13 protein-coding genes are annotated in these 13,593 nt (G+C 65.4%); 2 read left to right on the top strand and 11 right to left on the bottom strand.

What is annotated here, in order from left to right:
- Window positions 1-34: 34 nt before the first annotated feature.
- From B0I00_RS13145 to B0I00_RS13120, 6 genes are read right to left on the bottom strand one after another with little or no spacing between them, the layout of a single operon-like run.
- Window positions 35-991, bottom strand: coding sequence for a ParB/RepB/Spo0J family partition protein (locus tag B0I00_RS13145; RefSeq protein ID WP_100867879.1), 957 nt, complete (start codon window positions 989-991; stop codon window positions 35-37).
- Window positions 988-1,764 carry a ParA family protein gene (locus B0I00_RS13140; RefSeq protein WP_100867878.1) on the bottom strand — a complete coding sequence of 259 codons (777 nt, stop codon included), beginning with the start codon at window positions 1,762-1,764 and terminating at the stop codon, window positions 988-990. The genes B0I00_RS13145 and B0I00_RS13140 overlap by 4 nt, the downstream gene beginning before the upstream one ends.
- Window positions 1,761-2,420, bottom strand: coding sequence for a 16S rRNA (guanine(527)-N(7))-methyltransferase RsmG (gene rsmG / locus B0I00_RS13135; RefSeq protein ID WP_100867877.1), 660 nt, complete (start codon window positions 2,418-2,420; stop codon window positions 1,761-1,763). Before rsmG ends, B0I00_RS13140 begins: the two co-directional genes overlap by 4 nt.
- Window positions 2,417-4,258, bottom strand: coding sequence for a tRNA uridine-5-carboxymethylaminomethyl(34) synthesis enzyme MnmG (mnmG, locus tag B0I00_RS13130; RefSeq protein ID WP_100867876.1), 1,842 nt, complete (start codon window positions 4,256-4,258; stop codon window positions 2,417-2,419). Before mnmG ends, rsmG begins: the two co-directional genes overlap by 4 nt.
- Window positions 4,259-4,298: 40 nt before the next feature.
- Complete coding sequence (gene mnmE, locus B0I00_RS13125; RefSeq protein WP_100867875.1) at window positions 4,299-5,576, bottom strand: tRNA uridine-5-carboxymethylaminomethyl(34) synthesis GTPase MnmE; 1,278 nt, start codon at window positions 5,574-5,576, stop codon at window positions 4,299-4,301.
- A 41-nt stretch (window positions 5,577-5,617) separates the two neighbouring features.
- Window positions 5,618-5,878, bottom strand: coding sequence for a DUF6489 family protein (locus tag B0I00_RS13120; RefSeq protein ID WP_100867874.1), 261 nt, complete (start codon window positions 5,876-5,878; stop codon window positions 5,618-5,620).
- Between the two features lie 125 nt (window positions 5,879-6,003).
- Here B0I00_RS13120 and B0I00_RS13115 point away from each other — a divergent pair, with 125 nt between their 5' ends.
- On the top strand, window positions 6,004-6,702 hold the full coding sequence (locus B0I00_RS13115) for a dienelactone hydrolase family protein (RefSeq protein ID WP_100867873.1): 699 nt from the start codon (window positions 6,004-6,006) through the stop codon (window positions 6,700-6,702).
- Here the strand turns inward: B0I00_RS13115 and B0I00_RS13110 are convergent.
- Window positions 6,699-7,829 carry an aspartyl/asparaginyl beta-hydroxylase domain-containing protein gene (locus tag B0I00_RS13110; protein WP_100867872.1) on the bottom strand — a complete coding sequence of 377 codons (1,131 nt, stop codon included), beginning with the start codon at window positions 7,827-7,829 and terminating at the stop codon, window positions 6,699-6,701. The two genes, B0I00_RS13115 and B0I00_RS13110, sit on opposite strands and share 4 nt — an antisense overlap.
- Before the next feature lie 48 nt (window positions 7,830-7,877).
- On the opposite strand from B0I00_RS13110, the gene B0I00_RS13105 reads away from it, so the two are divergent.
- Window positions 7,878-8,273, top strand: a complete 396-nt coding sequence (locus B0I00_RS13105; protein ID WP_100867871.1) for a nuclear transport factor 2 family protein — start codon at window positions 7,878-7,880, stop codon at window positions 8,271-8,273.
- Here the strand turns inward: B0I00_RS13105 and B0I00_RS13100 are convergent.
- From B0I00_RS13100 to B0I00_RS13085, 4 genes are all read right to left on the bottom strand, one after another.
- Window positions 8,258-8,797: an AAA family ATPase gene (locus tag B0I00_RS13100; RefSeq protein ID WP_100868142.1), complete on the bottom strand. Its 540-nt coding sequence runs from the start codon at window positions 8,795-8,797 to the stop codon at window positions 8,258-8,260. The two genes, B0I00_RS13105 and B0I00_RS13100, sit on opposite strands and share 16 nt — an antisense overlap.
- Window positions 8,798-8,803: 6 nt before the next feature.
- Entirely contained in the window at window positions 8,804-10,060 is a 1,257-nt protein-coding gene (rho, locus tag B0I00_RS13095) for a transcription termination factor Rho (RefSeq protein ID WP_100867870.1), read from the bottom strand.
- A 149-nt stretch (window positions 10,061-10,209) separates the two neighbouring features.
- A complete protein-coding gene (locus tag B0I00_RS13090; protein WP_408635240.1) occupies window positions 10,210-10,635 on the bottom strand; it encodes a CopD family protein in 426 nt (141 codons plus the stop codon).
- Window positions 10,636-10,774: 139 nt separating this feature from the next.
- The gene (locus B0I00_RS13085) at window positions 10,775-13,462 is read right to left on the bottom strand and encodes a TonB-dependent receptor (RefSeq protein WP_100867868.1); all 2,688 of its coding nucleotides are present in this window, start codon (window positions 13,460-13,462) and stop codon (window positions 10,775-10,777) included.
- Between the last annotated feature and the right edge of the window lie 131 nt (window positions 13,463-13,593).

Raw genomic sequence — 13,593 nt, 5'->3', positions numbered from 1 at the left:
CTGGTCCTGGGTAGTACTACGGATCACGTACCGGTCAGATGCCGCCGCCGGTCAGGCGCTGGCAAATGAGATCGAGCTGGTCGAGCGTGCGATACCGGATCGTCACCGTACCTGATCGCGGATCGGCATCGGCGTTGATTCGCACCGGCAGGCCAAGATACTCCTCGAGATGGCCCTGCACCGCCGAAATATCCGCCGACGACGCGGAATCGCCCTGTGACCGTGCGCGGCGGGGCACGCTGGTTGCGGTTGTCTTGCGGCGGACCAGCTTCTCTACCTCGCGCACCGACAGATGCCTGGCGACCGCTTCGCTGGCCAGCATGACAGCGTCGTCCGAGCCGATCAGGGCGCGGGCGTGTCCCATCGACAGCTTGCCTTCTTCCACCAGGTCGAGCACCGGCTCCGGAAGCGCCAGGAGGCGCTGGAAGTTGGCGACATGGCTGCGGCTCTTGTCGACCAGCTTGGCGATCTCTGCCTGGGTCAGGCCCTCGCCCTCGGCCAGCTTGTGATAGGCCCGCGCCTCTTCCACCGGGTTGAGATCTTCGCGCTGAAGATTCTCGATCAGCGCCAGCGCAGTGATTTCGCGATCGTCGAGCTCGCGAATAAGCGCAGGAATCTCATGCAGTTGCGCTTTCTGCGCGGCCCGCCAACGGCGCTCGCCAGCAACTAGGCGATAGCCCTCGCGATGTGGCGTGACGATCACCGGCTGAATGACCCCGCGCGCCGCGATCGAGGCAGCCAGCTCGTCCAGTGCCGCTTCGTCGAAGCGGCGCCTTGGCTGGCCCGGATGCGGGACGATGGCGGAGATCTGCAGCATGGCTAGGCCCGACGCCTTTACCGCTGAGCCTCCCGCAGGCGCATCTAGCGGCGCCACCAGCGGCTCCTCGCGCCGCGAATCGCCTAGCAGGGCGCCAAGTCCGCGTCCTAGCGCCGGGCGGCGCGTCGAACCTTCGGGTTTCGGATTCAGGCGAACCGCCGGTTCCTCGCTCATGCGGCTTTCCTCTTTTCGGGCAGGCGGGTGATGAGTTCGCGCGCCAGCGCCATATAGGCGCGGCTGCCGGCACAGGAGTGATCGTAGACCAGCGCCGGCAACCCGTGGCTGGGCGCTTCGGACAAACGGACGTTGCGCGGGATGACCGATTCGAACACCAGCCCGCCCAGACAAGAGCGCACGTCGTCGGCGACCTGGTCGGTCAGGCGGTTGCGCCGGTCGAACATCGTCAGGGCAATGCCGACGATGCCGAGGTCGGGATTGAAGCGCTGCTGAACGCGCTCGACCGTCTGGAGCAGCTGGCTAAGCCCTTCGAGAGCGAAGAACTCGCATTGCAGCGGGACAAGCAACGTATCGGCGGCGCACAGCGCGTTGAGCGTCAGCAGACCCAGCGAGGGCGGGCAATCGATGAAGCAGATGTCGTGACCGCTTGCCCCGCTCAGCGCGTCGCGCAGCCGATCGGTGCGGTTTTCGACCGAGACCAACTCGATTTCCGCGCCGGAGAGATCGACCGTCGCCGGGATGATGTCGAGATTGGGAATGCGGGTCGGCTGCAGACAATCGACAACGCTGGCCTGATCGACCAGCAGATCATAGGACGAGCGATCACGCTCGTTGGCGGCAATGCCGATGCCGGTCGACGCGTTTCCTTGCGGATCGAGATCGATAAGCAGGACTTTCCAGCCGGTTGCGGCCATGGCGGTTGCGATGTTGATTGCCGTGGTGGTCTTGCCCACCCCGCCCTTCTGATTGGCGATCGCAACGCGTATCACGGATATTGTCCCTTCCTCGCTTGCCTGACAGGTCCGGACAACGTGCCGACAATGACCCCGGCCTCGGCATCGGTGAGCGATTGTTCCACGTGGAACATATGGTCCCAACCGCCAAGCTCTTGCAATTCTTGCGCTGCGGAACGCCCCTTCGGCAACAGCCATACGGTGTCTGCTGTGGAAAAACGGGCGGAGAGAGTCAGCAACTTGTCGAGCGGCGCGAAAGCCCGAGCGGATATGATCGCAGCCGGAAAGCTCTCGACAGCCTCCAGCCGGGCGCCATGCACCGTCACGTTGTGCAAGCCGATCGCGTCAGCTGCCCGACGCAACCATTCGATCCGTCGCGCGCGCGATTCGACAAGGTGCACTGGACGCTCGGGGCTGAGTGCCGCGATCACCAGGCCTGGAAACCCGGCACCGGTACCGAGATCGAGCCAAGGCCCCGATGTTTCACGTGGAACGTGAGTGAGCAACTGCGCTGAATCGACTATGTGACGCAACCAGACGCTCGCTAGACTGGCGGTCGAAACGAGGTTCTGACGCGTGTTCTCGCCTGCGAGAAGATCCACCAGCGTTTGGAGGCGTTTGATCGAAACGGAATCGGCTTCAGGCAGCTTCTCGAGCCACGCCATTGCTTTAGCCTCGGTCGAGATTGTCATGCCGCGATGCGCCGCGCCTGTACCAGCAGCGCGGCGAGCGCAGCCGGGGTGATGCCCGGAACCCGGCCTGCCGCAGCCAACGTTTCGGGCCGGGCCTTCGACAGCCGCTCGACCATCTCGCGGGACAGGCCCGGGACCCGGTCGTAGGGGAAGTCCTCCCCCAGCGGCAAGCGCTCCGCCGCTCGCATGTCGCGCAGCTCGGCGTCCTGCCGCGCGAGATAGGGCGCATAGGCCGCATCCTCGGACACTTCCTCCGCCAGCTCGGCATCGAGCGGCATGCCGAGCCACGGGGACAAACGGTCAAGACTGACCTCGTCGAACCGAAGCCAGTCGCGCAGGGCCATTCGGCCGCCGTCACTCTTCACGACCACGCCTGCGCCGCGCAGATCGGCCGCGCCGACCTCGATAGCCAGAGCATCCTCGGCCGCAGCCTTGCTATCGCGGCGGCGTTCGAACCAGGCCCGGCGCGCCGCACCGAGCGCCCCGACGTCGAGGGCCAGGCCCGTAAGACGCGAGGTGGCATTGTTGGCGCGCAGGCGAAGTCGGTATTCGGCCCGCGCGGTCAGCATGCGATAGGGCTCGCTCACGCCGTGAAGCGTCAGGTCATCGACCATGACGGCGAGATAGCTGTTGGCCCGGTCCAGCGGGGCTGATTCCCGACCAAGCACCGCCGCAGCGGCGTTCATGCCGGCAACGAGGCCCTGCGCCGCCGCTTCCTCGTACCCGGTCGTGCCGTTGATCTGACCGGCGCAGTAAAGCCCGGGCATGGCGCGCACTTCGAGACTGGATCGCAGCGCACGCGGATCGATGTGGTCGTATTCGACCGCATAGCCCGGCACGACCATGTCGACCGCTTCCAGCCCGCGCATCGTCCGCAACATGGCAAGTTGCACGTCGGCCGGAAGCGAGGTGCTGATCCCGTTGGGATAGACCAGCGGTGTGTCCAGTCCTTCAGGCTCAAGGAAGACCTGGTGGCTGTCGCGATCGGCGAAGCGGTGGATCTTGTCCTCGATCGAGGGGCAATAGCGCGGGCCCGATGCCCCGATCGCGCCGCTAAACAACGGTGAACGGTGCAGGTTGGCGCGGATCACGTCGTGGCTGGCGGCATTGGTCCGCGTGATCGCGCAGAATACCTGCGGTAGCACGCGGCCTGGCCCGATGGCGCTCATCGTCCAGGGTTGCTCGTCGGACGGCTGCTCTTCGAGGATGGCCCAGTCGATCGTCCGCCCGTCGAGGCGCGGCGGCGTCCCGGTCTTGAGGCGCGCCATTGGCAACGCGGCCTCGCGCATCTGCTCCGCGAGCCTTTGCGCCGACGCTTCGTTGATGCGCCCGCCGATCAGGCGTTCCTCCCCTCGAAACAGAACGCCGCCCAGAAAGGTGCCGGTGCATAGGACCACGGCGCGCGCTTCGAGTTTCGTGCCATCGGCAAGATCGATCCCGGTCACTTTGCCGCCCGAAAGCCGCAATCCCGCTGCTTCGCCTTGAACGAGGGTCAGGTCGCCTTGGATAGGCAGCAAGCGCTGGACCTCGGCCTTGAAGCGCTTGCGATCGGCCTGGACGCGCGGCCCCTGGACGGCCGAACCCTTCGAGCGATTGAGCATGCGGTAATGGATCGCACCGGCATCGGCCGCGCGGGCGATGATGCCATCGAAGGCGTCCACCTCGCGAACGAGGTGCCCCTTGCCCAGACCGCCGATAGCCGGGTTGCAGCTCATTGCGCCGATGGCAGCGAGATCAAAACTGACAAGTGCGACCTTGGCGCCCATTCGCGCGGCCACGGCCGACGCCTCGACCCCGGCATGGCCACCGCCAATCACGATGATGTCGAAGCGCGTCATGGTGCGCCGCCCTTAGCGCACCCGTGTTCCACGTGGAACACTATTTCCCGATGCAGAATCGTCCGAACAGCGCATCGAGCATGTCTTCGGTCGTGGTACGGCCCAGCAGGGCGTCGAAAGCCACTCGCGCCAACCGCAGGTTTTCGGCGATCAGCAGGGGATCGCTGAGACTAGCCGCGCCGGAGAGCGCATCCAAGGCCTCGCCAAGAAGGCGGTGCTGCCGTTGGCTGAGCGCCGCCTCGCCCGGCAAGGGCATGGCCACCCGGGCTGTGGCGACAAGATCATGGCGCAGCGCATCAAGGCCAACGCCCGTCACGGCCGACACGCGGTGGAGCGGAGCCGTCTTAACCGGGTGACCAAGGCGATCGACCTGGGCCTCGATCTCCCAGGCGCCCGTTGGCCCGGCGCCTTCCGGGCCCAGCCAGAGGACCAAGTCCGCGCGCTCAAGGGCCGAACGGGCCCGTTCGACACCGATCGCCTCGATCGCATCGTCGGTCGCATCGCGCAATCCTGCGGTGTCGATGAAGCGGAACGGCACGCCATCGAGCGCCACCGGGTGGTTCAGAACGTCGCGCGTCGTGCCGGCGACAGGCGCAGTAATTGCCGCTTCTTCTTCTACCAAGGCATTGAACAATGTGCTTTTTCCGGCGTTCGGAGGGCCAGCCAGCACAACCCTGAATCCTTCGCGCAGCGCTTCAGCGCGCGGGCGAGCCAACCATTCGGCAAGATCGGCCTGCAGGCGCTCGATCTCAAAGCCAAACGAAGGTGGCAGCGTGGCAACATCGTCTTCATCGGCGAAATCCAGCACGGCCTCGACCGCGGCCGACAGTCCAAGCAGACGGTCACGCCAACTGGCCACATCGCGCGAGAAGGCCCCGCCGGCCATCGCCAGCGCCGCGCTGCGCTGCAGTTCGGTTTCGGCGCTGAGCAGGTCGGCGAGCCCTTCGGCCTCGGCAAGGTCGATCTTGCCGTTGGCAAAGGCGCGGCGCGTGAACTCCCCGGCTTGGGCGGGCCTGAGCCCGGGCAACGCAGCAAGGGCACTTTCCACTGCCGCAACCACAGCGCGGCCGCCGTGGCAATGCAGTTCGAGCGTGTCCTCACCGGTCGCCGTCGCTGGCCCGGGAAGCCACAGCGCAAGCGCCCGGTCGATCACGCCGCGCCTGGCATCGCGCAGGGTCACCGTCACCGCCTTGCGCGGGGGAAGCGTGCGCCCGGCGAGGGCAACCAGCGCCAGACCCGCGTCCGGCCCACTGACGCGGATCAGCGCGATCGCGGCTGGTGGCGCTCCGCTCGACAGGGCAAAGATCGTGTCATCCATAGGCTTAACCGATCGGTCCGCCCGGCCATCACGTGTCGCGATCAGGATTCGTCCTTGGGCTTTTTCGCACCGGCGGCAAAGGCATTGCCGCTTTCCATCAGGGTCTGGAACAGCTTCATCCCCGCCTGCCCCATCGGCGCGAGCCCTTTGGCGAATTCCTGCAACTGGTCGATGTTGCCCGCGCCCTTCATCGCGTTGGCCACGGCCTCGACGTAGAACTGGTTGGCCTTGCCTACGTCGGGCAGTCCCAGGAAGGTGCGCGCTTCTTCGGGCGTGCAATCGATCTCGACATGAACTTTCATGGATCCTCCTCGGGCGAGCCGCAGTCCCCTCGCCCGCCCTTGCTGGCATAGGGCCTTGGCAAAGTCCACGCCGTGCGTAGTGTGCGCCGCGAACAACCCCCTTGCCCACGCGGAGCAATCGAATCATGGCCGAGACTGTCCAGATCCCCACCCTTGACCAAAGCGGCACAATCCCTGCCCACCTGGCGCGGCCCGCCGGCACGCCGAAGGGCGCGGTCATCGTGATTCCCGAAATCTTCGGGGTCAACGAAGGGATCCGCCGCAAATGCGCCAACTGGGCGGAAAAGGGCTATCTTGCGGTCGCCCCCGATATCTTCTGGCGCTTCGCGCCGGGCGTGGAGCTGAACCCCGACATTCCGGAGCAGATGAACGAGGCCTTCGGCTATTTCCAGCAGTACGATGCCAACGACGGCGTGGTCGACATCGAGGCCACGATCCGCTGGCTGCGCGGCAGCGAGGGCGTGGCCAAGGTCGGCTGCGCAGGCTACTGCCTGGGTGGCAGGCTGGCCTACATGGCGGCCACGCGCACCGATATCGACGCCTCGGTCGGCTATTACGGCGTGATGATCGACCAGATGCTCGACGAAGCCCACGCCATCGCCAAGCCGCTGATGCTGCACATTCCGACCGAAGACCACTTCGTCGGCCCCGAAGCCCAGGCCGCGATCCATGCGGCCTTCGACAATCACGCCAAGGTCACGCTGCACGATTACGCCGGCCTCGACCACGGCTTTGCCGCCGAAATGGGCAACCGCCGAAACGAGGCGGGGGCGCAGCTGGCGGATGGTCGGACCGAAGCCTTCCTGATCGCAAGCCTCGCCTAGTCGTAAGTCCCGATCGCTTCGAAGATGTGGCCGATCGCTTCGCGGTCGGCCGCGTCGATTTCGGGACGCCAGATCTCGAACAGCAGGACGACACGTTCCTGCTCACCGGCGTTGCGGGCTTCGTGCTCGATCGAATCGTCGAACAGCAGCGGCACGCCGTCGATCCATTGGCGCGTCTCGCTGCCAACGCGAAGCGTGCAGGCCGGCGCGGTCAGGATCGGGATGTGACAGATCAGCCGGGTGTTGAGCATGCCGACATGGGGCTGGATATGCGCGCCCGGTTTGAGCCGCGACCAGTGGGCGTTGGGCGAACGTCCAGCAATCCGCGGCATCGGCGCGTGCGAAAGGGCTTCCATCGTCGCCGGGCAGAGCGCGGCATTCTCCTCTACCTCGGCACCGTTGCGCCAGAAGTGGAACGCAGTCCAGGCTTCGCTATCCAGCAGCGGATTGTTGGGCGCCGGGCGGTTGTCCTGGCGGTGGACATAGGGGGCGAACCCCCCGCCCCCGCCGCCTAGCACGGCGGCAAGTTCAGCCTGCATTGCCGGAACCAGCGCCAGCATCGGTTCAATCCAGGCAAAGTCCGCCGGGTCGTAGAACCGCTTCTGCGGGAGGCCCGGATAATAGAACACGCTGGGCTGTTGCAGGAACAACTCGCGCCTACCGGTCAGGAGGTCAATGGCTTCGGCCACCGCGGGCGACAGATTGGTGCCGATCTCGGCCAGCAGATGCTCTTCGAACAGTTGAGAGGAATGGGGGATGAAGGCCTGGGCATGGGCGTGAAGGCTGGCCAACGGTGGCGGCACACCGCCGTTGACCGCAGCCTGTGCGAGCGCGGTCTGGTAGAACGCGGTCGCCGCCCGGCTATCCCCGGCCTGCTCGCGCAGCAGACCCTTGAGTAGCAGCGCCCCGACATCGCGCGCGGCGAGGACCAGTTGCTGCCCGATTGCCTCTTCCGCGGCATCGCGGTTGCCCAGCGCCAGTTCGGCGTTGCCCAGCGCCATCCACGGCATGTCGGCCGTCGGCAGGTCCTGCGCGGCCTGGCGAAGCAGTGCGGCCGCGCGTGCCGGATCGCCGGCAGACAGCGCGGAGAGCCCGGCGGAAGCAAGCTGGCGAGGATCGTTGCTCATCGCCCCGACTTAGGCCAGTGTTGCGTCCGCAAGCAAGGGAGGGCGACGATGTCGGCAGAGAGCGGCGTGGCACAGTGGCATGCCTACATGGAATCGGGCGGAGACGCGGAGCTGCTCGGCGCGCTGGTGCGCGACGGCGCGGTGTTCCATTCGCCGGTGGTCCACACCCCGCAGGAAGGCAAGGCGAAGGTCATGCTCTACCTGCTGAGCGCCGCCAAGGTGCTGGGCGGCGACAGCTTCCGCTATGTGCGCGAACTGATCGACGGAAACGAGGCGCTGCTTGAGTTCACCGCCACGATCGACGGAATCCAGATCAACGGAATTGACCTGATCACCTTCGACGATGCCGGAATGATAAAGGATTTCAAGGTGATGGTTCGCCCGCTCAAGGCGGTCAACAAGCTCTGGGAACTGATGGCCGCGCAGCTTCAGGCCGCGGGGTGAAGCCGCTCGAGTACGAAGGCCAGACGCTGCTCGACCGGCATCAGGGGTAACGGCGTGACGCGGTAGCCATAGCGCCGCCAAGCTGCGGTCACCGCCTCGTCGCTGGCCACGGCGCCCTGCCAGTCCTGGATCCGCTCGGCGTCCTGGACATAGATGTCGGCCCAGGCCGGGGCGCGCAGGATGGGGCCGTCATAACGCAGGTCGCGGCATATGCGGTCGACACTGCGCGGAACGGACAGGCCCGACACGTCGAGGAAGCCGACCACGTCGGGAAAGCCGCGATCGAACAGCACCGGGCCGGGACGCCCGGCATAGCGTTCGTATTCGCGGGCATGGGCCTCGGCCATGGCTTCGGCGAAGGCCAGCGGGTCCTGCTCGCGCAGCGCCATTCCGCCCGGCCGCTGCAGGATCCGCCGCGCCACTTCCGGGGACGTGGCAAGGCCGGCGGCTGCGGCGGCGTCGAGCAGGGTAGTCTTCCCCGCCCCCGGCGCGCCGGTCAGAACCGCGTGCCGGGGACCGGGCATGACCACTTACTGGTTCATCGTCGCGAAGAAGTCCTCGTTGGTCTTGGAATCCTTCATCTTGTCGAGGAGGAACTCCATCGCATCGACCGTGCCCATCTGCATGAGGATACGGCGCAGGACCCACATCTTCGACAGCTTGTCCTTCTCGACCAGCAGCTCTTCCTTGCGGGTGCCGCTCTTGCCGACGTCGAGCGCCGGGAAGATGCGCTTGTCGGCGACCTTGCGATCGAGAACGATTTCCGAGTTGCCGGTGCCCTTGAACTCTTCGAAGATGACTTCGTCCATGCGGCTGCCGGTGTCGATCAGCGCGGTAGCGATGATCGACAGCGAACCGCCTTCCTCGATATTGCGCGCGGCGCCGAAGAAGCGCTTGGGCCGCTGCAGGGCGTTGGCGTCGACACCGCCGGTCAGGACCTTGCCCGAGCTCGGCACGACGGTGTTGTAGGCGCGGCCGAGGCGGGTGATCGAATCGAGGAGGATGACCACGTCGCGCTTGTGTTCGACCAGACGCTTGGCCTTCTCGATCACCATTTCGGCGACCTGGACGTGGCGGCTGGCAGGCTCGTCGAAGGTCGAGGAGATCACCTCGCCCTTGACGCTGCGCTGCATGTCGGTGACTTCCTCGGGGCGTTCGTCGACCAGCAGGACGAGCAGGAAGACCTCGGGGTGGTTGTCGGTGATCGCCTTGGCGATGTTCTGCAACAGCACGGTCTTGCCGGTGCGCGGCGGGGCGACGATCAGCGCGCGCTGGCCCTTGCCCTGGGGGCTGATGATGTCGATCACCCGCGCCGACTTGTCCTTGACCGTCGGGTCGAGCGTGTCGAGGTTGAGCTTCTGTTCGGGATAGAGGGGCGTCAGGTTGTCGAAGTTGACGCGGTGGCGGACTGCTTCGGGATCGTCGAAATTGACGCTGATCAGCTTGGTGATGGCAAAATAGCGTTCGCCGTCCTTGGGCGCGCGAACCTCGCCTTCGACAGTGTCGCCGGTGCGCAGCCCCCACTTGCGGACCTGGTTGGGAGACACGTAGATATCGTCCGGGCCGGCGAGGTAATTCGCTTCTGGGCTGCGCAGGAAGCCGAAGCCATCGGTCAGCACTTCGATCGTGCCCTGCCCGATGATCTCTTCGCCGTCTTCGGCGATTTCCTTGAGGATGGCGAACATCAGGTCCTGGCGGCGCATCGTCGATGCGGCCTCGACCTCCAGCTCTTCGGCCATTTCGACCAGTTCGGCCGGGGTTTTCTTCTTGAGTTCTTTCAGATGCATTTCAGTGGTCCGTTACGGAGCGGAAAAAGGTTCGGCCGGCCGATCGAAGGGCTTGGGGAAAGCGGATCGTGCATGCGGGGTTATCCCTCGCGCGCTGGTGTGCCAGTCAGTTCGGCGAATAGGCCGCGGCGCCCGCCGCGTCAACGAAATCAGAATGGCTTCACGATCACCAGAATGACGATGAGGGCGGCGGCCACGCCGGGGACTTCGTTTATCATGCGCAGGCGCTTGCCAGTCAGCCGGCGCTCCCCCCTGGCAAGCGCAGCGTGATAGCCCGCCATCCATACATGGTAAGCGGTCAGGACCAGGACAAGACCCAGCTTGGCGTGGAACCAGGCCTGGCCGAAGGCGCCGGTGCTCATGGCCAAAGCCAGCCCCAGGAGCCACACCACGGCCAGCGAGGGCCACAGGATGATCCTCAGCAGCTTTGCCTCGCGATCGATCCACAGGGCGTTCTCGGGCGATTCCGGCGCACATTCCTGGTGGTAGACGAAGAAACGCGGCAACATGAACAGTCCGGCCATCCAGAAGATGACGAAAATGACATGTCCGGCCTTGAGCCACAGGTAGGTCATTGCAAGCACCCATTGCATAGACCCGTGTCCATAGGGGTCGTGGCAGTGAACTCAAGACCGAAGGCGATGGGCGGCCACACAGGAAAGGGCCCGAAACCGCCACAACGGTTCCGGGCCCCTGGTCCGGCCGGTCAGCCGATCAGAACTTGACGCGTCCGGTCACGCCATAGGTGCGCGGTTCGGACAGGAACATCGAAAAGAGCTGCCGCCCGCCGGGGAACGCCGGGTAGACGTAGGGTGCGCTCGTCGGGCCGGCCTGGAACGGCGTGTTGAAGGCGACCTGGCTGTATTCCTTGTCGAACAGGTTCTGCGCCCACAATTCGACCGCCCAGCGCTGTTCGGGTCCGCGCAGGCCGACACGGGCGTTGACCACGATATAGGTGTCCTGTGCCTTCTGCGGGAACAGGTCAGACCCGGTGTTGAAGTTGTCGGTCAGGCGGCTGTCGACGTAGAACAGCGCCGACAGGCCGGAGTTGCCGATTTCCGGGGTCCACGATGCCGAGCTGGTGGTCACCCAGATCGGCGCGTTCGACAGCTGGCGGCCCGGGATCACCCGCAGCGCGGGATCGAGCGGGGCGCCGGCCGAATTGGCCACCAGATCATCACGGTACTGGGTCTTGGCATAGGTTACGCCAAAGTTGAACGCGAGGTTGTCGGTCGGGTTGAGCGAGGTTTCCAGCTCGATCCCCTGGCTGCGCACGCCCCAGCCGACGCTGTCGGCCGCACAGGCGCCGGTCGCCACGCTGGCATCGCGGTCCGCTCCGGCCAGATCGGTCTCGCAGCCGTTGACATTCTGGACCAGGAATACCGAGCCGTTGAACGTGTTGAGCTGGAAGTTCTCGAAATCCTGGCGGAACGCGGTCAGCGAGACGCTGAACGGCCGGGTGCCGTACTTGATCCCGATTTCCATCGCGTTGTTGATTTCCGGGTCGAACTGGAGCCGGCCAACCACGGCCTGGGCCCCGCCGACCGAGGCGAAGGTGACGCCCGGGTTCTTGAGCGCCGAGCGGTCGAGGTTGAAACCGCCCGCCTTGTAGCCGCGCGAATAGCTGGCATAGGCCATCAGATCGGGGGTGAACTTGTAGGACAGCACCGCAGTGCCGGTGAACTCGCTTTCCTTGCGCTTGCTGGTGATCGACACGCCGTTGAGTTCGGACGTCGAATTGCCCTGGCACGCCAGACCGATCAGGAACGGCGCCAGTGCCGGTGCCAGGGTCGCGCCCTGGATCGCCGGGCAAGCGGTGTTGTTGTTGGCGAAACTGGCGTTGAAGTCCTTGTTTTCCCAGGTGTAGCGAGCACCGAGGGTCAGCTTGAGCCCGTCGGTGATCGTAAAGATGTTGTGGGTGAACACCGCGAAGTTGCGGCTGAGCTGGCTGTACTTGTCACCCAGGCTGCCGCGGTTGTTGACACTGTCGAGCGTGTCGAACGCGGACAGTGTCGCCGCGCCGAACCCGCCGGCCACGGTGGCCCGCCCGGTCGGGGTAAGGCATCCCGGCGAGGTGACCGAATAGAACGGCGCGAGCGCACTGCCCGCGACAATGCGGCAGGTGGCGAAGCGACCGTACTGGTTGCCGAACTTGATGTTGTCCGACAGGTTGAGCCGTTCCGAGGAGAAGAACCCGCCGACAAGCCAGTCGAGCCTGTCGTTGAACGTGGTGCCCTGAAGGCGCAGTTCCTGGGTAAAGGTCTTGAACTGGCGGGCATAGCCGCCGCCCCCGTCGAACGAACGGTAGAGGATGTCGACCGCCGAATAGTCGACGTCGCCGGCCTGCTCGTTCTTGTACTCGCGGTAGCCGGTGATCGAGGTCAGCTTGACCGCGCCAAACTCCTGGTTGATTTCCAGGCTGACGCCGCCGTCCTTGGTCAGGCCGTAGTAATCACGGCCCGGCGTCACCCAGATGTTGCGGCTGAACGGATTGCTGAAGCCTGCGGCCGGCTGGCCCAGATCGGTCAGCACGCGGATGATCGGGTTCTGCGCCGGATCGTTCAGGCCGCCGATGGTCGGGTTGAACGCCCGGTCGATATAGACCGCGGCGCAGCACTGTTCCTTCTTCTGCGAATAGTCGCCGATCAGGCGCAGGCTGGTCGTGTCGCTCGGCTCGAACAGCACCTGGCCCTTGACGAAATAACGGTTGCGGTCGTTGACGTCGCGCTGGTTGATCACGTCGTTGTAGAAGCCGTCGCGGCTGGAATAGACCTGGTCGATCCGCACCGCGATGGTGTCGCTGATCGGGCCGGTCATCGCCGCGGCGAGGCGCAGGTAGTCGTAATTGCCATAGGTCACTTCGCCGCTGCCGCCGAAGGTGAAGCTGGGCTTCTTGCTGATCACGTGGATCAGGCCGGCCGAGGCGTTGCGGCCGAACAGCGTGCCCTGCGGCCCGCGCAGCACTTCGACGCGTTCGATCTCGCCCAGTTCGTTGAGGCCGACCCCCGAGCGCGAGCGGTAGACGCCGTCGATGAACACGGCGACCGAGCTTTCGAGGCCCGGGTTGTCGCCCACCGTGCCGATGCCGCGAATACGGGCCGAGCCGTTGGCTTCCGAGCCGGTCGAGGAGACCAGAAGCGACGGAGCAAGCTGATTCAGCTGGCGAATGTCGTTCGCCCCCGAGTTCTGCAGCGAGGCCGAGTTCACGGCCGAGATCGCGATCGGCACGTCCGACAGCGCCTCGGCGCGGCGGGTCGCGGTCACGATGATCTCGCCGCTGGCAACCTCTTCCTCGTTGGCCTGGGCGGTCGCGTCCTGGGCGTGGGCCGGCGCGCTGATCGCCAGGATGCTGGTGGCTGCGGCAAGGACGTGAAGACAGCTCTTACGGGTAGAAAACCTCATCCATCGACTCCCATTGCGAATGTGCGGACGCTTGCGGACCTTTTTGCAATCGGCAGTCTTAGACATGGCGCCGGAATCTCTCAACGGCGTAAACAGTTCGCGCTGAAATTTGCCGGATTCCTGTGCAAGCA

The organism is Novosphingobium kunmingense, from assembly GCF_002813245.1.
Taxonomy (GTDB): Bacteria; Pseudomonadota; Alphaproteobacteria; order Sphingomonadales; family Sphingomonadaceae; genus Novosphingobium; species Novosphingobium kunmingense.
Note: the sequence above shows the minus strand (reverse complement) of the source record. Positions and strands in the feature narration are given on the sequence as shown.